Genomic DNA, 18,909 nt, shown 5'->3' on the forward strand with positions numbered 1-18,909 from the left:
GACAGGAAACAATCCTGTTTACATTCAAGTAACTTATAATCGTGTGGTCCGCTGTATCTATTGCAATGGAAAGCGATTAAGGATGATTACAAAATCATGAATTGGTGCCCAGGGCCGGAATCGAACCGGCATGGTGTTACCACCGAGGGATTTTAAGTCCCTTGCGTCTACCTGTTTCGCCACCTGGGCATTTTTTTGTGGAGGCTGAGGCCGGAATCGAACCGGCGTACACGGCTTTGCAGGCCGCTGCATGACCACTCTGCCACACAGCCTCAATTTGATCTTTGCAACGCAACTATCATTTATACCATGTTACTCTAAAAAAAAAGCGACTTGTTGTCGCTTTAATTTGGAGCGGGAAACGAGACTCGAACTCGCGACCCCAACCTTGGCAAGGTTGTGCTCTACCAACTGAGCTATTCCCGCGCCTCTACGGGGTGCAATTCTACTGAAATTTCAAATTGTGTCAATAATAAAATTAATTTTTTTTCGTTAATTCTGGCCAAGCAATCGCTAAATAAATAATCATAGACCAGATCGTCAAAATTGCAGACACATATAACAATACAAATCCTAGCGCGCCCCATAAGGAGTTCATTGGATTAAAAGCCAGTAACAAAAATAAAGCAGCCATTTGTAAAAAAGTTTTTACTTTACCGATATAACCTACAGCAACACTTGCACGTTTTCCGATTTCAGCCATCCATTCACGTAAAGCCGAAATAACAATTTCTCTTCCAACAATCACCATGGCAGGAATACTAATGTAATTAATATCCTTAGCACCTACTAAAAGTAATAGACTTGTTGAAACTAATAACTTATCTGCAACAGGATCAAGAAAAGCACCGAGTGGTGACATCATTTTCAGCTTACGTGCCAGATAACCATCTAACCAATCAGTAAAACTGGCAGCAGCAAAAATACAGGCAGCCCCAGTATTCACCCATTGGAATGGTAAATAAAAGATAATCACTAGAACTGGGATCAAAAAGATACGTAATAAAGTTAATAAATTTGGTAAACTGGTTAATGTATTCAATGCCCCTACTCCCTTTTGCAGACTAAATCACACTGTAACTTAAAAAAAGTAATTTGATCTACCAATTGTCACCATTGAGTTTTGAGGGTTGACCTCTTATCTTCCCTATCAGACTACTCTACTTTTTTTAAATGTAAAAAATCTGCTAACAGCTTATAATCATTAAATACAGCAACCGCACCGGCTTTTTTAAGCACTGTTCCTTGCTGATGATAAAAATCTACGCCTATGGCTGTAACGTGAATATTTTTAGCCATTTCCATATCGCTAACTGAATCACCTATCATTATCGTGGAGGAACTAGTTCCTCCAAACTCTTCAATAATTTCTTCCAACATTTGTGGGCAAGGCTTTGCAGGCATTTGTCCTGCAGAGCGTGTTACCTTAATTACTGCATCCAAACCTGTAGCTTGAAGTGCACGTCCTAATGACTGTTGTCCTTTATTGGTTGCGATAGCAATATTTATTTTTGCATTATGTAGTTGATTAATAAACTCGCGCACTCCAGGAATCAAACACACCTCTGTTGGACGAGTGTACATTGACTGTTGTACTGCATGAACAAGTTGCTCATTTTGTTTGGTAGACAAATGAGGATATACCTTACGCAAAGCCTTCGCTAAACCTAAATCTACATATTTTTTGGCTTCATTGTGGTCAAATGCCCCGAAACCTAGTAAGTTAGCTTCAACAGCAACAGTGTGAAACACTGCACTTAAAGTGTCTGCAATAGTGCCTTCCCAATCAAATACTACCAAATCATATGGATTAACCATTACTCATTACACTCCTTGCACGCAATTGTTTTAGGGTATTGGAAAATAGCTCATCTGCATTAGCCTGAAAACAATGCTCTATTCCATCCAATTCAAATTGAACTGAACGTGCATGCAAATAAAGACGATGGTGGTGATTCTCTATGCCTTCTATATCTCCTGCAAGTGAACCATACTTTTCATCGCCAACAATAACATGTCCTAAATGCGCGCTATGAACACGAATTTGATGTGTACGTCCTGTTTTGGGACTTGTCTCAACCCAACAGGCCTGTTGGTAATTCTCAAGCAATTTAAATGATGTTTCTGAAGCTTTTCCCTCTTCTTTTATAGAAACTATACGTTCCCCTGACTTCAAAATATTTTTTTCAAGTGGTGCCTGAACAATCACTTGTTTTTTTCCTTCCCAGTGATGTGTTAATAAGGCCCAATACGTTTTTTGTACACTACGAGCTTCGAACAAGCGATGCATAGCTCTTAAGGTACTTCTTTTTTTAGCCAATAAAAGGCAGCCCGATGTTTCTTTATCCAAACGATGAATCAATTCTAAATAAGCCAGATCCTGACGGGTTTTTCTTAGTGCTTCAATCACACCAAGATTCAAACCACTCCCACCGTGTACAGCAATACCTGCCGGTTTGTTAATTACTAAAAAGCAGGGGTCTTCAAAAATAATACAATCCTTAAGTCGTTTTGCCAATGCATCGCCAACAAAAACTTCTTTGGATTCTGAAATGCGGATCGGTGGAATGCGGATAACATCCCCCACACGTATTCTTGAACTAACCTGAGCTCTTTTTTTATTTACACGAACTTCACCACCACGGATAATTCTGTAAATATGACTTTTAGGCACGCCCTTTAAAATACGTATTAAGTAATTATCCAGACGTTGTCCTTCCTCTTCCTTGTTTATTTCTTTATAACTTACTTCACTCATTGTCAATAAACCTGTTTTCTGGGCGTGATTTTTTTGATATGATGCCTTCTAGCATGGGAATAATTCCATGCAAACGAATTATAACGCATAAATATAAAAAAAGCGTAACTATTTGCCATACCGCTTCTCTTAAGTCAGCAAACACAATGCTGCATAACAAGCTGCATGGTAAGTTCATTACTGAAAACAGCGCGTCCTTTTAAATTTAGAGATATAAGGAAGCGAACTAATTGCCAGAGACAAATTGAACTCTTATTTGACAGAAACCTACGCATGCCAGACATGCTTTATACCAATTACGAATTACTTCAAGGCCTTTGTACGCCTCATTTTAACCTATCTGATTCGTATTCAGTATAGTTCACAGTATGCACCTCTCATTGTACAGGGAACATGCGTAAAGTCTGTCCACAAGGCTATGGATTCGCTTAAAGATCATTATTCTTATTGTTCAAAATATGAACCTCTAAGATATTTTGAACCTTCAACTATCGTAACTTAAATGAATGCGCCCTAATTATGGGGTTACAGATGGAAAAAATGTTAATCAATGCTACGCAAACTGAAGAGATTCGCGTAGCCCTTATTAAAAATAATAGATTATTTGATCTGGATATTGAATGTCCTAGTGAAATAAAAAAGAAAGGCAACATCTATAAAGCAACGGTTACACGTCGTGAGCCAAGCCTTGATGCTATTTTTGTTGAATACGGTTCAAAACGCCAAGGTTTTTTGCCTCTTAAGGAAATTGCACCTGAATATTTAAGTAAAAACCCAGACGATTTTGGTGACGATAAGCCACCTATTACCTCTTTAATTCGCGAAGGTCAAGAATTACTCATCCAGGTTGACAAAGAAGAACGCGGTAATAAAGGGGCTGCAGTCACTACTTTCATCACTTTAGCAGGTTGTTATTTGGTATTAATGCCTAATAATCCTCGCTCTGGCGGCATATCAAGACGAATTGAGGGAGAGGAACGTGATGAATTACGTGAAACACTTAACGCATTGATCTTACCCGAAGATATGGGTTTAATAATTCGTACTGCAGGCGTAGGCAAAAGTCAGGAGGAGTTGCAAGATGACTTAAACATGCTCTGCAATCAATGGCAATCAATTAAACAAGCCTACAATACAGAACTTGCTCCTTGTCTTATCCATCAGGAAGGCGATGTAATTATTCGTTCTATTCGCGATAATTTACGTAAATCCATCAGTGAAATTATTATTGATGACCAAATTTCCTATATTAAAGCGAAACAATACATTGAACGCGTAAAGCCTGAATTTTTACCCAATTTGAAGTTGTACAATAGCAGCATTCCTTTGTTTAACTTTTATCAGATTGAAAGCCAAATCGAAACAGCCTATCAACGTCAAGTTATGCTGCCTTCTGGCGGAGCTCTTGTCATTGACAGAACAGAAGCTTTGGTTTCTATTGATGTGAACTCAGCTAAAGCGACAGGGGGTCCAGATATTGAAGCTACTGCATTTAATACTAATATTGAAGCAGCAGATGAAATTGCTCGCCAATTACGTTTACGTGACTTAGGCGGCTTGGTTGTGATTGATTTTATCGATATGGGGACCACGAAGAACCAGCGCGAAGTTGAAAATCGCTTAAAAGAAGCTCTACAAGCAGATAAAGCGCGTATTCAAGTTGGTCGTATTTCTCGTTTTGGTCTGTTGGAAATGTCACGTCAGCGTCTTAGATTATCTTTAGGCGAAACAGCCCAGGAAGTATGTCCTCGTTGTGAAGGCCGTGGGATTGTTCGTAGCATCCCATCATATGGCTCATCCATTACTCGTCTTATTGAAGAAGAAGCGTTAAAAGAGAAAACCGCTGAAATACAAGTGCAACTTCCTCCTGAAATGGCTACTTACATCATGAATGAAAAACGTGATTTTATTAACAATATGGAGAAAACACATAGTGTTTCTATAATGGTAATTTCTAATCCCTTCTTGCATTCGCCACAATATACCATCACTCGTTTAAAAGAAGACAATGTAGGTAAAACTAAAAAACTTAGTTATACTCTAATCCAGCAACCTGAATTAGAGTATCCACGATCTACTCAAGAAACATTATCTCGTGATAAGCCTGCTGTAAAACCATTCACAGGATATCATTCTGTAAAAAATCTGCAAAATAGCTTTATTAAACGTTTGTGGTCTATTTTATTTGGTAAATCTATAGATTCATCCTCTGCATCCGCTGAACGGAACACCCCAAAAACACAAGGTCGCACTCAATCCCAAGGAAAATCTCGTGGGATAAACACAGGCAATGAGCGAAGAATTCAAAATAACCGCAGACGTCGTACTGGTGGAAATCAACAGCAACAACGTGCTAATAATCCCAACAGTAATACACCTACAACAACACAAGGCAATGCAAATCCTATGCAAAACCGTAAACGTTCTAATACTAACCAGCAACCACAAGGTAATTCTCGTTCCAGCACGACCCGAAGTGAGAGCAATAAAAAAAGAGAAACAACTACTAAGGAAGTGGAAGAATAACCACCTCTATTCATCATTTCAAACCCTTAAACTAGCAATAATGCTCCATAGATAGTAACTATGCGAGCATTATTGCAATTTTTTAACATCCAATGATCTGTTTAATTCCGTTTTTTTGCTTAAAATCATCGTTCCATATTTGTGGCTTGACTGAGGTAGTATTCTATATCTGAAGCCTCAAAATCAATAAGCGTAATTGTTGGAAGATAACTGGTTGCTTTGTTTCGTTCTTGACGTGCCGTTCCAACAACGTCAAAGCCTAGTTGAATCAATTTCTGAGCAAGTCGATTCGCAGTGTAGCTGAAAAAAAGAAGGTGTCATTTGCAGTACTTTCTTTTTAACTGATTGTAATAATTTAAAGCCATCGTCCTTGCTTCATGATGATTAATAATTGGCATAGGGTAATTTGTATTTAAATAAATCTTCTTTGAATCAATAGATTCCCAAGGAGCATGGATTGATTGACTTTTTATTTGAGAAAGCTCTGGAATCCAATGACGAATATAACTACCTTCATGATCAAATTTTTGACTTTGTAACACTGGATTAAAAATTCGAAAATAAGGTGCTGCATCAGCGCCACATCCTGCCACCCATTGCCAGCTTGCGCTATTATTTGCTAAATCCGCATCTACAAGAGTATCTAAAAACCAATCTGCGCCCAAACGCCAATCAATGAATAACCCCTTAGTAAGGAATGATGCAACAATCATACGGATCCGATTCTGCATATAGCCTGTTGCCCATAATTCCCTCATCCCAGCATCTATTATTGGATAACCAGTTAAACCCTTTTGCCAGCTCGATAATAATTGCTCATTATTGTGCCAAGGAAATGCATTAAACTCCTTCCTGAAATTCTCGGATGGAAGCTTTGGGAAATGATAAAGTAAATAAACTGAAAACTCTCTCCATCCCAGCTCTGATAGAAAATGTTCCGCTGATGATAAATCACAATTTGGATCAAGCTTTGCCAGTTCAATTGCCCTTAAAATTATCCATGGACTGATTTCACCAAAATGCAAATGTGGTGATAAGCGTGATGTCGAATTTTTTATAGGAAAATCTCGATTTTTTTTATAACCATTAAGATGATGCTCAATGAACTCGTGAAGTTTGTGTTGCGCGCCATACTCTCCTGGAGTCCAATACTCGCTAAAATGCGTGGCCCAATTGATAGTGGGTAATAATTTCCAGTCCCAAAGTTTATCGCTTTGCACCTCAATTCCAGCGGGACGATGTTGTAAACGCATAGCAGGTTGCATATTAAGAGTTTGTTTGCAATGTTTCCAATAGGGAGTAAACACTTTAAAATACTCCCCGTTTTTATTTTTAATCGTCCAAGGTTCATGAAACACGCTTCCATTAGAGCTATGAACTTCTATGCCCTGCTCTAACAAAGTTGCTTTAATCTTCTTATCACGTGCAATAGCAGCTGGCTCATAACAATGATTCCAATAGACTGAACTTAAAGAAACAGTTTTAGACAAGTCTAAAATAATCTCTTTTGGGTTCCCTTTACGAAGAATAAAACGTAATCCAAGTTGTTCTAGGGAGTCACTTAAAGAAATAAGGCTATGATGAAGCCACCAAGCTTGTGCTCCTCCTAAAACACTATTTTTTTCATCATAAATATATAAAGGAATTACAAACTGATGATGCGAACAAGCCTCAATGAATGCAGGATTATCGTTTAATCTTAAATCGTGTCGAAACCAGACTAATGCAATACTCATATAAATCTCAAGTGAAAGGCAATGTTCTAATTTATCAGAAATAAAAGAGTTTTAAACAGTATCTGCAAGATATCCAGACTAATACCACAAAGCTGGCGTTACTAATAATTAGTGTTCAAAGCTATTCACATAAGGTAACTGAAATATATAACATTTTCAGACAGATTAATTATTCTCATTGCCTCACTCAAAATCTTTGTTCTTAACTTGACGATTTCGTCAACTAGCTTTATCTTTAAAAACCTCAATTATAAAATAAGAGAAATTAACGATGATCCCTGTAAAAGGATATGCAGCTCAAGGCCCGAAAAAACCCCTAACACCTTATTCATTCAATCGCCGTGAGGTAGGAAAGAACGATGTTCTAATTGATATTCACTACTGTGGAATTTGCCATTCAGACATCCATCAGGCTCGAGATGAATGGGGAGGCTCTTCATTCCCAATGGTTCCAGGTCATGAAATTGTTGGTATAGTCAGTGGCGTGGGATCAGATGTTACGCGCTTCAAAAAAGGGGATCGAGTTGGTGTTGGTTGCTTTGTAGATTCTTGCCGCAAATGTGAAAATTGTCATGAACATTTAGAACAATATTGTGCTGAAGGTATGTCTCTCACTTATAATGGCAGAACTCGTGATGGCAAAGAAGCCACTCAAGGAGGCTATTCTACTAAAATTGTTGTAGATGAGCATTATGTATTAAAAGTACCTGAAAATTTACCTATGGATGCAGCAGCTCCTCTTCTCTGCGCAGGCATTACCTTATATTCCCCACTAAAACATTGGAATGTAGGACCCGGAAAGCGAGTTGCCATAATAGGATTAGGTGGCTTGGGTCATATGGGTGTGAAACTGGCTCATGCATTAGGTGCCGAAGTTACAGTACTTAGCCACACCATGAATAAAGAAGCAGATGGTAAACGTCTCGGTGCAGAATATTTCTATGCTACAGCAGATGAAAAAACTTTTGAAAAACTGAATAATTACTTTGACCTCATTATTTGTACCGTCTCTGCAAAACTTGATTGGAATCAATATTTAACTTTATTAAAACGTGATGGCACTATGGTTGTTGTTGGTGTTCCCGCCGAAGCAGTACCGCTTAATGCTTCATCGTTAATTTTTGCTCGCAGAAATCTGGCAGGCTCATTAATTGGTGGCATCAAAGAAACTCAAGAAATGCTTGATTTCTGTGGTAAACACAATATCGTATCTGATATTGAGTTAATTGCGATGGAACAAGTTAATGAAGCATATGAGCGCGTTGTAAAAAGTGACGTTCGTTATCGTTTTGTTGTTGATATAACCAAATTCTCATAAGCAAATGGATGTAATTATCAATTTATGAGTTAAGAAATATATATCCCAACTTATTTTGTATAAAATAAATTGCCACTGTTGCAGTTTCTGGTGAAATAGTCAGATTTGACTGCAAGCATATGAGCATCAACAAAGTAAAGAGATTTTCGTATAGTAACCCTCTCCAGGCACTGGAGAGGGAATTTTATTTAGGAAGGAATAACAGGAGTGGGATTTCCGAATAAACTCATAATAAAAAATACGAGGAAAATAACAATAAATAAAAAGAATAAAACTTTAGCGATGCTGGTGGCTGTTGAGGCGATGCCACGAAATCCAAATATCCCGGCAACAATAGCTATTACTAAAAATACGACTGCCCATTCTAACATATAAATCTCCTTATAATATAAAGACTTAATCACTCCAAATGGCTTCTTTCTAAGTATAGATTAGTGTTTAATAAAAAGAAGAGGAATAAATTATAATTGTGTTGCTACAGGATTAACTCCGATATTGGGGTTAATACCACAATCATCAAGAAGCTTAAGTAAATTATTACCTCGTTTTGTTAAGCGTTTAATACAGTACTCTTCAAAATAACTCTTTAAAATATAACCATAATCTGGTAAGGTCAAGATGGTCAAAATTTTCTCAGCACGTTTCAATTGATTCGGTTTACTATAATCACAGGCTTGAAATAAAACACCGCCTAACATTGCAGCAATACTCGCCTTACGTTGAGAATTAGCCAAATAAAAACGTTGAACGCATTCATCAAGTGCTCTATCTTTATCCCATTCCACCCATTCATTATATAAATTCAAAGCACGAGTAGGATTAAAATTATTCGAAATATGTGTTTCTTGCATAGCATAAGCAACAGGCACTATAGCCTGAATATTAGCCCAGGAACAATTCCCACTAATTTGTGAGCTAATCGGCATTTTAGCTACAGGAACCAGACCCAAATATTGGTTAATTTGCTGATGAAAATAACGTCTACTTTGTTTTTTATAAAGAAAATTCTGTAAAAAACGCAGATTTAATTCCTCTGGACGAGTAATTTGATAAATAATTACCGTACCCTCTTTTAAGCTATTCTCCCCCCTATCAATTTTAGCCCACCACTGTCCAAAACGGATAAAACCCATGGCATGACCACGGCTTGCCGCCGGCAAAATTACCATGGGTGCATTTAATATTTGCTTCATACGTTTAAAATGGTGTTCATTCAATAGAGGTTGATGCTGATACTGCAACAATTCCGCCGCGTCGTTAAGCGCATCGATAATTACATGAATCAACGGAAAATATTTTCTTAGATGCCGCGTAGAATAACTGCTGGTAAAACGCCTTAAGGAGTCCTTAACAATAGCCACCGTAAATTCAAGCATAAATCCTTCATAATCCAGCTCAATGAACTCATTCTGAGCATTAACAATATCCACGTCGCCTTGCAATTCAAATCGGTGCCCTATAAGTTTTCCATTAATGAAATCAAGAGCAAAATTGAGGTTAGCACCATGCTGATAGAGTAAATGTTTTAAGGTGTCCTGGCCTCGTAATACAGGGTAAACCAATACCGATAGACCATTGGGAGTATAAGCATTAGCATCAGCACCCTCTGTCAACAGTAGACGGGCTAAATCGACATCATTATTATCGACTGCCCAATGCAGTGCCGTGCGACCAGCAACATCTAATTTATTGACGTCCACCTTACGTGCAAGTAATTGCTTAGCAATCTCGGGTTGGCGTGTAATGGCGCATTCAATAAGTGGAGTGAAACCGTATTCATCAATATCATCTAAAGAATCACCAGCCCGAATATAAGCATCAAAATCAGGCATTCGACGACTGATGATGTCATTAGCAATAGTCATTTCTATGGCCCTCTAGGTACAGGCGCCTTACTAAATTGAGGCATGTTCCCCAAACGTAATTGTTTCTCCTGCTCTTGGTTGCGGCGTTCATTATCAAATTCCCTACGCGCTTTATCATTTAAGGCAGGTGCTGGATTGACAGTAGGATCAATCCCATCAAAACGTTGGTTATCTAATTCTGGATGTTGCAACATACCATTTTCTGCAGCTTCTTCAAGATTATTACTAGATACCTCTGCATCAGCATGTTCACGTGCATTAACACGTGCAATTCGACGCTCGCCAGCCTGCTCCAACAAACGCCTCTCGCGTTCCATCGATTTAGTTTCTTCGACCAAAAAAGATCTTTCGCGTTTTCCAGAAGAATCGCTTGCTTTTAATCGCGTATCAGTGAGTAAAATTTTTTTGCTCATAATAATGAGTATATACCTAAAAAAACTTTGTGACTAAGTTTAAGTACATTTAATATACAAATCCAGGTAAAACAACACGTTGACCTGGGACCAAGGCATCGAGACGCCCTAAATTACATTTTATAAAAATTCTCTTTGTAAAATTTCAGCAATCTGCACTGCATTGGACGCAGCACCTTTGCGAATATTATCCGCAACAACCCAAAGATCTAATCCATGCGGGTGAGAAATATCTTCTCTAATACGACCAACAAATACTTCATCATGCCCTACCGCATTCTTTATAGCCGTGGGGTAACTATTCTTATCGACATTATCAATGACTTTAATACCAGGTGCCTTGGAAAGGATAGCACGTGCTTCTACTGCAGTGAGAGCCTGTTTTAATTCCACATGAATCGCCTCAGAATGCCCATAAATTACCGGGACTCTTACCGCAGTTGGATTTACCATAATACTGTCATCTTCCATAATTTTGCGTGTTTCCCAAATCATTTTCATTTCTTCACGGGTATAACCATTGTCTTCAAACTGATCAATGTGTGGAATGGCATTAAAAGCTATCTGTTGAGGATATACCTCTACTTTTGCAGGACGACCGTTAAGCAGATCCGCCATTTGTGCAATAAGTTCGCTAATAGCTTTCCTGCCAGTACCCGAGACTGATTGATAAGTAGCAACATTAATGCGCGTAATTCCTGCAACATCATAAAGAGGTTTTAAAGCCACAACCATTTGAATGGTTGAACAATTTGGATTTGCAATGATACCTCTATTAATATATTCACCAATACGGTGGGGGTTTACTTCAGGTACTACTAAAGGGATATCATCTTCATAACGAAAGCAGGAACTGTTATCAATCACCACACATCCTACAGTTGCCGCTTTAGGAGCATATTCTTTAGCTACGGAACTACCGGCTGAAAATAAAGCAATGTCTACTTTGCTAAAATCAAATTCGGCCAAATCTAAGACATCCAGTTGTTTGTTTTTAAACGCAATAGTTTTACCCACTGAGCGAGAACTGGCTAAAGGATACAGTTTTTTTACCGGAAAATTTCGTTCCTCTAATACTGTTAGAAACGCCTCGCCAACAGCACCAGTGGCACCTACTATAGCTATATTTAGGTCTCTGCTCATTATACTCTATACTCTCTTTAAAAATTAGAAATGAGATGGGATAATATCTTACTCAAATCTTATGCAAAACTTATATGGGGCTTTCCATTTTTATTTTAAAGCTCGCTGCCTTAAATAATGATCCATTATCACCAAAGCCATCATTGCTTCGGCTATAGGCACGGCCCTCAGACCTACACAAGGATCATGTCTACCCTTGGTTACTACACTAACTTCTTCCCCAAAAATATTAATTGTTTTTCCTGGGGTAGTTATACTTGAAGTGGGCTTTAATGCCATGCTTACTTCTATATTTTGTCCTGTAGAAATACCACCTAAAATACCACCAGCATGATTAGTTAGAAACCCTCGTTGCGACATCTGATCACGATGAACTGAACCTAACTGATTCACTGCAGCAAAACCAGCGCCTATTTCAACGCCCTTAACCGCATTAATTGACATCATGGCAAAAGCTAAGAGTGCATCGAGTTTATCAAACACCGGATCACCCAACCCAACAGGAACATTCCTGGCAATCACTTTAATTCGAGCACCGACTGAATCACCTTGTTTTCTTAAACAATCAATATATTCAGCAAGCTCTTGAATCTGTTGATTATTAGGACAAAAAAAAGCATTATTAACAATTTCGTTTTCGTCAACAAATTCCACTAGCAAATCACCCATTTGCTGTAGATAACCAACAATTTCCACTTGTAAATGGCGTTGTAAATACAAACGAGCAATCGCACCTGCAGCAACTCGTGCTGCAGTTTCTCGAGCTGAAGAACGCCCGCCACCACGATAATCTCGATGTCCGTATTTATGATAATAGGTAAAATCTGCATGTCCTGGACGAAAGAGATTTTTTATTTCCTCATAATCCCTCGAACGTTGATCGGTGTTATGAATTAGCAAGGCAATAGGTGCGCCAGTAGTTTTACCCTCAAAAACGCCAGAAAGAATCTCTACTTTATCTTCTTCGCGTCGTTGGCTGGTGTATTTAGATTGTCCCGGCTTACGTTTGTCTAAAAATGGTTGAATATCATCCTGATGTAACATGAGTCCAGGCGGACAGCCATCAACTACACAACCAATAGCGGGACCGTGGCTTTCACCAAAGGTAGTTACCGTAAATAAAGTACCGAACGTATTACCGGACATTAAAGTACTCGTTCAATTGTTGCTTTGTTAATAAAAATACGCCCTGTCCACCATGACTCATTTCCAGCCAGGTAAAAGGAACATGAGGATAAGCATTCTGCAATGGTTCTTCACTATTACCTACTTCCACAACTAAAATTCCATCATTGCTAAGATAGGCCGAAGCATTTCTAAGAATGGCCTCTACAATAGCTAAACCATTTTCACTGGTTTCTAAAGCCAGTACGGGTTCGTGACAAAATTCAGCAGGCAAAGTTTGCATTTCTTCCTTACTTACGTAAGGCGGGTTACTTACAATTAAATCATAACTAACCTTCGGTACCTCAGTAAAACAATCGGACTCAATAAGCGTAAGCTGATCCTCAACGCCAAGTTTTTCACAATTAATTGTGGCCACTGCAAGCGCTTCAGTGGAAATATCAACCGCATCCACATGAGCTTCTGGGAAGGCATAACAACAAGCTATGGCAATACAGCCGCTGCCAGTACATAAATCCAGTATATGATGCACATTCTTGGCATCTATCCACGGTGAAAACTGATTATTAATTAATTCGGCTATAGGGGAACGCGGAATAAGTACTCGTTCATCCACATAAAAAGGTAAATCACAGAAATAAGCTTCCTTAATTAAATAGGCTACAGGCACACGCTGGTGAATACGTTTTTCCAATTGCTGGCATAAATGCTTTTTTTCATTATTAGTTAAGCGCCCATTCAGCAAATTAGAATCGATGTCATAAGGTAAGGATAAACTTCTTAAGACTAAGGAGCGCATATCATCCCAAGCATTATCAGTACCGTGACCGTAATACAAATGTGCTTTGATGGCACAAGATAAACTAAAACGTAAAAAATCCAGCACAGTGGATAATTCTTCTGTTTCTTTAAGTAAATAATTGCTCATTATCACTCCACTTTACCGGATAAGCCGTCGTCGCAAGGCTTCAAGACACAGCTAAAACTGCTCCTCAGCCCGAATAGATCGAAGTAATGACCAGGCGTTATCTATAACATCAACCTACATGGCAGTATTGCCAATTGAATACTCTATCGTTTCTATAAGAAATCCTGATCGTACCTTATATCAGAAAGCTGTCCAGCTTTCCATAACCTAAGTTATACTTCAAATTATAACTTTTAAATTTCAATTAAAATGGGTAATAATTTTATATCCGATGAGGATAAGGCTTTATTTCGCAATCACATGCGCTCTGTCAAGCCATTAAATGAAAAAACAAAACGGGTTAAAACAGCTACACCACCGCCAACAACCACCTTTAAAAGGCCCGTTAACCCTTTAGCTGAAGAACAAGTAGATTATTTTTTATCGGATGTTATTAAAGAGACTGTTTTATCTCATACCACCTTATCCTATGCACAATCAGGGTTGACAAACCAACGCTTTAAAGCCCTAAAAAATGGTCAGATACCTTGGGAAGGACGTTTAGATTTACATGGTTTTAAAAGTGAAAAAGCACGCGATGCTTTATGCCAATTTATTCGCATTCAAGCAGAAAATAATAAACGAAGTTTGCTCATTATTCATGGGAAAGGTGGACATGAAGGTGCACCTCCTGTAATTAAAAATCTGGTTAATCGTTGGCTCCCCCAATTGGAAAATGTTTTGGCATTTCATAGTGCCTTACCTAAAGATGGAGGTACTGGAGCAGTGTACGTTTTGCTTAAAAGAACTAGGTGAAAATCTAATTTCAACAAATTAACAATACCGTCACTTGCGTTACAACTCTATTCTGGGGATAATTCATTTCATTGTAAAAACAGTACGAGTTCAATATGGAACACTTAAGTCAATTTATTATAAACCACTGGCAGCTATGGCTTCTTTTTATTGTCGTTTTATTTTTAACCTTTTTAAATGAACTAGTTACACAGAAAAAGAAAGCAAAAGCACTTTCGCCCCAGGACATTGTTGATTTGATGAATAATGAACTTGCGGTAGTAATCGATTTACGCGATAAAGAAAGCTTTAAAAAAGGTCATATCATTAATTCTGTAAATGTTAAAAATGAAGATTTTGAACAGAAAAAAATGGATAAATACAAAAATAAACCGGTTATTCTAGTCTGCGAACGAGGTTTACAAGCTCCTGCTTTAGCAAAAAAAATCAGTCTTCAAGGTTATCAACCTATGGTACTTGCTGGTGGCATCGAAGCATGGCTACAAGCTGATTTACCTTTGGTGAAGGAAAAATAATAAATGCCTGAAGTAATTATGTACAGTACTGCTTATTGTCCATATTGTGTCAAAGCCCGAAATTTATTAAATAAGAAAAAGGTTTCATTTACGGAAATTCGTCTTGATTTACAACCTGAATTACGTCAAGAAATGATTGTCAAAAGTGGTAGACACACCGTACCACAAATTTTTATTAGTGGCCATCATGTGGGTGGCTGCGATGATTTACATGCCCTGGAGGCTCAGGGAAAATTAGACCAACTACTAAGAGGATAGAAATACCATGGCTGCACCAACAAACCCAGAACAACAAAATAATGAAACTCAATTCATAATCCAAAGAATTTATGTTAAAGATTTATCTTTTGAAACACCAAATACACCTGCGGTCTTTCAACAACAATGGGAACCCGAATTAAATCTGGATCTAAACACTACCAGCACTCAATTAGAAACAGGCGTTTATGAAGTAGTATTAACAGTAACTGCTACGGTAAAAAACCAAAAAGCGATTGCATTTTTAATTGAAGTTAAGCAAGCAGGGATTTTCACTATTCAAGGCGCACCAGACAACCAGTTAGATCATCTTTTAAATAGCTTCTGCCCCAATATTTTATTCACCTATGCGCGCGAAGCAATCACATCCCAAGTAATTCGTGGAAGTTTCCCGCAATTAGTATTAGCACCCATTAATTTCGATGCGTTATACATGCAACAACTTGCCGAAAAGCAAAAAGGGATTCCACAAGCGAAAGAAGAACCAATTACTCACTAAAACAATGAAGACAAAAACCATTGCCATATTAGGTGCCGGCTCCTGGGGCACTGCTGTTGCAATTCATCTGTCCCAGATAGGGCATCGTGTTTTGCTGTGGGCGCATAATCCACAGCATGTTGCTCTAATGGCTGTAACAAAATCCAATCCGCGTTATTTGCCTGATATTAATTTTCCTACAACCTTAATTCCTACAGCTGATTTAAATCAATGTATACGAGAAGCAGATTATGTCCTTATTGCAGTCCCTTCTCATGCATTTGCTCATCTCATTGCAAATATAGAAAAACCGCCCCAAGGTCTAGCCTGGCTTACTAAGGGAATTGATCCAATAAGTCATCAATTATTAAGTCAATTAATTGCTCAACGTTTTGGTGCCTCTTTTCCTGTGGCTATGATTACAGGCCCTTCATTTGCTAAAGAGGTCGCGCGTTTTTTACCTACAGCATTAACTCTTGCAAGCAATGATTTAGAATATCAAAAAAACATCCAACAGTTACTTCATCACAGCAATATACGAGTTTATTTCAGTGATGATCTCATTGGCGTGCAAATCTGTGGCGCAGTTAAAAATGTACTGGCAATTGGTTGTGGCATTAGTGATGGTTTAGGTTATGGTGCTAATGCCAAAGCAGCGTTAATTACCCGTGGTTTAGCAGAGATGAGCCGTTTAGGACTTAGTTTAGGAGCACAGCCAGAGACTTTTCTTGGTCTGGCTGGTGTCGGTGATTTGGTACTTACCTGCACCGATGATCAATCACGTAACCGACGTTTTGGCTTGCTTTTAGGGCAAAATATGAGTATAACTAACTCTGAGAAGCAAATTGGTCAAGTTGTCGAAGGGAAAAGCAATGCTGCGCAGGTTTGTGCTCTAGCTCAACAAAATCGAATTGAGTTGCCTATTTGCGAACAAATTAATGCTCTATTACAAGGAAAAATTAGTGCCAAAGTAGCTGTTCATAATCTAATGAGCCGACCCCCTAGGGAAGAATAGTTTTTTAAGTTAATGAGTTTTGGATAGTAAGCCTATTTAATCTCATCCCAACGTTGATCTGTTCAAGCTGAGGAGGAGTGACATCTCGAAGCTTTGACGCAAAGCTTAAAGCTCGTATTAAGCGAGGCAACGTTAATTTAGATTTATTTAAATTCGAAGCGCAGAAACAATCTTTCTATATGGTAGCGTTTTTGAATAGAGTCTACTAACTTAATTTGTGAGAGTTTACTAATGCAAACGATTATTCCATCATTTATTAAATCGCTACAAAGTCTTGCAGGTCAAAAAATACTGATACAACAAAATGCTACTCAACTAATTTTGAAAGTTTCCCCAACAATGGATATTACGCAATTAATTGCTCTTTGCACAGAGTCTTTAAACAACGAACAAGATCGTGATTTTCAGAATAAAGTATCTACATGGAAGAATTATCTTGAAAAAATGGTAGCTGATAAAAAAAACGTTTCAACAGCATTAAATAAACTTGAAAACAACTTAAAAACTAACTCATTGATTATTTTACTTAAACACATTATCCAGGAACCCAGTTTAAGCTTACATATGGAAATGGAGAATTTACTGGCTACACTGGGCACAAAACAGTTATCAAAGATTTTTGACTATCTCGCTCATCTCGATCCTCTACCCATAACAACAAGAACACTTAAAAATTCATTTTTTGCGCAAAAAATAAACTGCCCTCATCAAGCAGCCTGTATTGATCTGCAATCGAAACTGTCATCGTCACCTAATAAAAGTTTATTCTGGACACCAGCGAATAGTATATTACAAATCTCTTTATCGATGTATCAAGAACTAAATGTAAAAATCGAGAATCAAAACAACAACCAAAACTTTTCAAGGTCCTTTAATATTAAAAGCTAATAAAAACAAAAGAAATGTCAATAAAAACATCTTATGCTTTACATCTGTTAAGGCATCTCAAATAGCAGAGTAACGTAGTTTTGGGTTCATTCAAAGACAAGGATTTTATAATGAACTTTTTTAAAATCACATTAGTATTTTATCTATCTCTAGTACCCTAGCTTTTGGCTTAACAAGTGAGGAGTGCCGAAATGCTGGATATTCTCTTTAGCTTCTCAAAGTTGCAGCCCACATTGGGGCGCTGATAAAGTTGTAAATGGTACATGTGGAATTCGCACCCCATATGGCCAAGAAATTGAGATGGACGACATCCTATGAATTATTCTTGTTCCATTTAAAGTTATCGCTCAGCAAATTAACCGAGCGATGTCAAATTAATATTTTTGGGATAACTATTAGTTACCAGACCTTATTTAGTACCCATCAAAGATAAGGTGTCACCAGTGCTTTAATTTCAGTTGGAATAAGTGGTTTAGAGTACACCCCTTGTAACTTTAATTTCTGACAAACCCGGATTAGGTATGGAGATACTTGTGCTGAAATCACAAAAATCGGTGTTGCCCTATTCAGGGATGTAGTGCGAATCGCTTTCACTAAGGATTCATCCTGACAGTCCGGTAGTCCCCAATCGGTTAAAATACAGTCATAGCAGAGTTGGTTCACAAAGCAGAGGGCGTCTTTTGCAGTCCCTGCGAGTGTAAAAGGGCATTTTAATTGGTTAAACGTGAATTTGTAGATTTGTTGGCAAATCGTATTATCCTCAACTATTAAAAAATTTTTATGAGCTTTTGAGTTCATTTGAGCGCCTTCTTTTTCAGTAAAAGCGCTATTATTTAGAATTTATCCAAACCAAAAACAGGGTCTAAAAGGGACATTAGTTAGGGTTTCGGAGCTATTTGCCCGTAACGAATGCCAATGACAACGGCCTCAGTGAGGTTATTACAGTGAAGTTCTCTTAAAATATTTTTCTTGTATCGCTTCACTTGTCGTTCTGATAAAGAGCAAAATTCAGCCACTTGTAGGGAATTTTTTCCTTGAGAAAATAAATAAAGACATTGCTGTTCTATCTCAGTAAGTCGAGTATCTAACGTGACTAGATTTCTTAACCAAACATGGGACAGTAAATCCATCATTTCGGTCAACTGTGT

At 38.0% G+C, this 18,909-nt stretch carries 19 protein-coding genes, 3 tRNA genes and 1 pseudogene; 8 read left to right on the forward strand and 15 right to left on the reverse strand.

Annotated elements, in window-relative coordinates:
- Nucleotides 1–102: 102 nt before the first annotated feature.
- The 6 genes from WA877_RS04470 to WA877_RS04495 all read right to left on the reverse strand — a co-directional run bounded on the left by WA877_RS04470 (nt 103) and on the right by WA877_RS04495 (nt 2,758).
- A tRNA-Leu gene (locus tag WA877_RS04470) sits at nt 103–189 on the reverse strand.
- 9 nt (nt 190–198) lie between these two features.
- Nucleotides 199–272: transfer RNA gene (locus WA877_RS04475), tRNA-Cys, on the reverse strand.
- Nucleotides 273–350: 78 nt separating this feature from the next.
- Nucleotides 351–426, reverse strand: a tRNA-Gly gene (locus WA877_RS04480).
- A 52-nt stretch (nt 427–478) separates the two neighbouring features.
- Nucleotides 479–1,042 (reverse strand): CDP-diacylglycerol--glycerol-3-phosphate 3-phosphatidyltransferase, encoded by a 564-nt coding sequence (gene pgsA, locus WA877_RS04485; RefSeq protein ID WP_425169738.1) that lies wholly within the window; start codon nt 1,040–1,042, stop codon nt 479–481.
- 113 nt (nt 1,043–1,155) lie between these two features.
- Nucleotides 1,156–1,818, reverse strand: coding sequence for an HAD family hydrolase (locus WA877_RS04490; RefSeq protein ID WP_425169739.1), 663 nt, complete (start codon nt 1,816–1,818; stop codon nt 1,156–1,158).
- Nucleotides 1,811–2,758, reverse strand: coding sequence for an RluA family pseudouridine synthase (locus tag WA877_RS04495; protein ID WP_425169740.1), 948 nt, complete (start codon nt 2,756–2,758; stop codon nt 1,811–1,813). Before WA877_RS04495 ends, WA877_RS04490 begins: the two co-directional genes overlap by 8 nt.
- Nucleotides 2,759–3,289: 531 nt before the next feature.
- On the opposite strand from WA877_RS04495, the gene WA877_RS04500 reads away from it, so the two are divergent.
- On the forward strand, nt 3,290–5,284 hold the full coding sequence (locus tag WA877_RS04500; protein ID WP_425169741.1) for an Rne/Rng family ribonuclease: 1,995 nt from the start codon (nt 3,290–3,292) through the stop codon (nt 5,282–5,284).
- Nucleotides 5,285–5,601: 317 nt separating this feature from the next.
- Here WA877_RS04500 and WA877_RS04505 read toward each other — a convergent pair whose 3' ends face one another.
- The gene (locus tag WA877_RS04505) at nt 5,602–7,020 is read right to left on the reverse strand and encodes a cryptochrome/photolyase family protein (protein ID WP_425169742.1); all 1,419 of its coding nucleotides are present in this window, start codon (nt 7,018–7,020) and stop codon (nt 5,602–5,604) included.
- A 271-nt stretch (nt 7,021–7,291) separates the two neighbouring features.
- Between WA877_RS04505 and WA877_RS04510 the strand changes: the two genes are divergently transcribed.
- Nucleotides 7,292–8,338, forward strand: coding sequence for an NAD(P)-dependent alcohol dehydrogenase (locus tag WA877_RS04510; RefSeq protein WP_425169743.1), 1,047 nt, complete (start codon nt 7,292–7,294; stop codon nt 8,336–8,338).
- Nucleotides 8,339–8,526: 188 nt separating this feature from the next.
- Here the strand turns inward: WA877_RS04510 and WA877_RS04515 are convergent, their stop codons facing one another.
- The 6 genes and pseudogenes from WA877_RS04515 to prmB form a co-directional block, all read right to left on the reverse strand.
- Nucleotides 8,527–8,709 (reverse strand): DUF1328 domain-containing protein, encoded by a 183-nt coding sequence (locus WA877_RS04515; RefSeq protein ID WP_425169744.1) that lies wholly within the window; start codon nt 8,707–8,709, stop codon nt 8,527–8,529.
- A 90-nt stretch (nt 8,710–8,799) separates the two neighbouring features.
- Nucleotides 8,800–10,203: a Dot/Icm T4SS effector AnkH/LegA3 gene (ankH, locus tag WA877_RS04520; RefSeq protein WP_425169745.1), complete on the reverse strand. Its 1,404-nt coding sequence runs from the start codon at nt 10,201–10,203 to the stop codon at nt 8,800–8,802.
- Between the two features lie 2 nt (nt 10,204–10,205).
- A pseudogene (locus tag WA877_RS04525) lies at nt 10,206–10,553 on the reverse strand (Smr/MutS family protein); the annotation flags it as partial.
- A gap of 183 nt (nt 10,554–10,736) precedes the next feature.
- Nucleotides 10,737–11,759, reverse strand: coding sequence for an aspartate-semialdehyde dehydrogenase (locus WA877_RS04530; RefSeq protein WP_425169746.1), 1,023 nt, complete (start codon nt 11,757–11,759; stop codon nt 10,737–10,739).
- Between the two features lie 90 nt (nt 11,760–11,849).
- Nucleotides 11,850–12,905, reverse strand: coding sequence for a chorismate synthase (gene aroC, locus WA877_RS04535; RefSeq protein WP_425169747.1), 1,056 nt, complete (start codon nt 12,903–12,905; stop codon nt 11,850–11,852).
- On the reverse strand, nt 12,895–13,812 hold the full coding sequence (gene prmB / locus WA877_RS04540; protein ID WP_425169748.1) for a 50S ribosomal protein L3 N(5)-glutamine methyltransferase: 918 nt from the start codon (nt 13,810–13,812) through the stop codon (nt 12,895–12,897). Before prmB ends, aroC begins: the two co-directional genes overlap by 11 nt.
- Nucleotides 13,813–14,061: 249 nt before the next feature.
- Here prmB and WA877_RS04545 point away from each other — a divergent pair, with 249 nt between their 5' ends.
- The 6 genes from WA877_RS04545 to WA877_RS04570 all read left to right on the forward strand — a co-directional run bounded on the left by WA877_RS04545 (nt 14,062) and on the right by WA877_RS04570 (nt 17,761).
- A complete protein-coding gene (locus WA877_RS04545; protein ID WP_425169749.1) occupies nt 14,062–14,607 on the forward strand; it encodes a Smr/MutS family protein in 546 nt (181 codons plus the stop codon).
- A gap of 95 nt (nt 14,608–14,702) precedes the next feature.
- The gene (locus tag WA877_RS04550; RefSeq protein ID WP_425169750.1) at nt 14,703–15,122 is read left to right on the forward strand and encodes a rhodanese-like domain-containing protein; all 420 of its coding nucleotides are present in this window, start codon (nt 14,703–14,705) and stop codon (nt 15,120–15,122) included.
- Between the two features lie 3 nt (nt 15,123–15,125).
- Nucleotides 15,126–15,380, forward strand: a complete 255-nt coding sequence (gene grxC / locus WA877_RS04555; protein ID WP_425169751.1) for a glutaredoxin 3 — start codon at nt 15,126–15,128, stop codon at nt 15,378–15,380.
- A 7-nt stretch (nt 15,381–15,387) separates the two neighbouring features.
- Nucleotides 15,388–15,879 (forward strand): protein-export chaperone SecB, encoded by a 492-nt coding sequence (secB, locus tag WA877_RS04560; protein ID WP_425169752.1) that lies wholly within the window; start codon nt 15,388–15,390, stop codon nt 15,877–15,879.
- Between the two features lie 4 nt (nt 15,880–15,883).
- Nucleotides 15,884–16,873, forward strand: coding sequence for an NAD(P)H-dependent glycerol-3-phosphate dehydrogenase (locus WA877_RS04565; protein WP_425169753.1), 990 nt, complete (start codon nt 15,884–15,886; stop codon nt 16,871–16,873).
- 231 nt (nt 16,874–17,104) lie between these two features.
- Nucleotides 17,105–17,761 carry a hypothetical protein gene (locus WA877_RS04570; RefSeq protein ID WP_425169754.1) on the forward strand — a complete coding sequence of 219 codons (657 nt, stop codon included), beginning with the start codon at nt 17,105–17,107 and terminating at the stop codon, nt 17,759–17,761.
- Nucleotides 17,762–18,184: 423 nt separating this feature from the next.
- Here the strand turns inward: WA877_RS04570 and WA877_RS04575 are convergent, their stop codons facing one another.
- Nucleotides 18,185–18,559: a response regulator gene (locus tag WA877_RS04575; protein ID WP_425169755.1), complete on the reverse strand. Its 375-nt coding sequence runs from the start codon at nt 18,557–18,559 to the stop codon at nt 18,185–18,187.
- Between the two features lie 80 nt (nt 18,560–18,639).
- A partial coding sequence (locus WA877_RS04580) for a helix-turn-helix domain-containing protein (protein WP_425169756.1) occupies nt 18,640–18,909 on the reverse strand: 270 nt, incomplete at its 5' end.

The organism is Legionella sp. (assembly GCF_049790535.1).
Taxonomy (GTDB): Bacteria; Pseudomonadota; Gammaproteobacteria; order Legionellales; family Legionellaceae; genus Legionella.

Excerpts from the sequence above, each read along its gene's own strand:
- WA877_RS04515 (WP_425169744.1), bottom strand. The coding sequence starts at position 8,709 with ATGTTAGAATGGGCAGTCGTATTTTTAGTAATAGCTATTGTTGCCGGG.
- secB (WP_425169752.1), top strand. The coding sequence starts at position 15,388 with ATGGCTGCACCAACAAACCCAGAACAACAAAATAATGAAACTCAATTC.
- WA877_RS04550 (WP_425169750.1), top strand. The coding sequence starts at position 14,703 with ATGGAACACTTAAGTCAATTTATTATAAACCACTGGCAGCTATGGCTT.
- WA877_RS04490 (WP_425169739.1), bottom strand. The coding sequence starts at position 1,818 with ATGGTTAATCCATATGATTTGGTAGTATTTGATTGGGAAGGCACTATT.
- ankH (WP_425169745.1), bottom strand. The coding sequence starts at position 10,203 with ATGACTATTGCTAATGACATCATCAGTCGTCGAATGCCTGATTTTGAT.
- WA877_RS04530 (WP_425169746.1), bottom strand. The coding sequence starts at position 11,759 with ATGAGCAGAGACCTAAATATAGCTATAGTAGGTGCCACTGGTGCTGTT.
- prmB (WP_425169748.1), bottom strand. The coding sequence starts at position 13,812 with ATGAGCAATTATTTACTTAAAGAAACAGAAGAATTATCCACTGTGCTG.
- WA877_RS04510 (WP_425169743.1), top strand. The coding sequence starts at position 7,292 with ATGATCCCTGTAAAAGGATATGCAGCTCAAGGCCCGAAAAAACCCCTA.
- WA877_RS04545 (WP_425169749.1), top strand. The coding sequence starts at position 14,062 with ATGGGTAATAATTTTATATCCGATGAGGATAAGGCTTTATTTCGCAAT.
- WA877_RS04570 (WP_425169754.1), top strand. The coding sequence starts at position 17,105 with ATGCAAACGATTATTCCATCATTTATTAAATCGCTACAAAGTCTTGCA.
- WA877_RS04495 (WP_425169740.1), bottom strand. The coding sequence starts at position 2,758 with ATGAGTGAAGTAAGTTATAAAGAAATAAACAAGGAAGAGGAAGGACAA.
- WA877_RS04500 (WP_425169741.1), top strand. The coding sequence starts at position 3,290 with ATGGAAAAAATGTTAATCAATGCTACGCAAACTGAAGAGATTCGCGTA.
- aroC (WP_425169747.1), bottom strand. The coding sequence starts at position 12,905 with ATGTCCGGTAATACGTTCGGTACTTTATTTACGGTAACTACCTTTGGT.
- WA877_RS04565 (WP_425169753.1), top strand. The coding sequence starts at position 15,884 with ATGAAGACAAAAACCATTGCCATATTAGGTGCCGGCTCCTGGGGCACT.
- grxC (WP_425169751.1), top strand. The coding sequence starts at position 15,126 with ATGCCTGAAGTAATTATGTACAGTACTGCTTATTGTCCATATTGTGTC.
- WA877_RS04575 (WP_425169755.1), bottom strand. The coding sequence starts at position 18,559 with ATGAACTCAAAAGCTCATAAAAATTTTTTAATAGTTGAGGATAATACG.
- WA877_RS04505 (WP_425169742.1), bottom strand. The coding sequence starts at position 7,020 with ATGAGTATTGCATTAGTCTGGTTTCGACACGATTTAAGATTAAACGAT.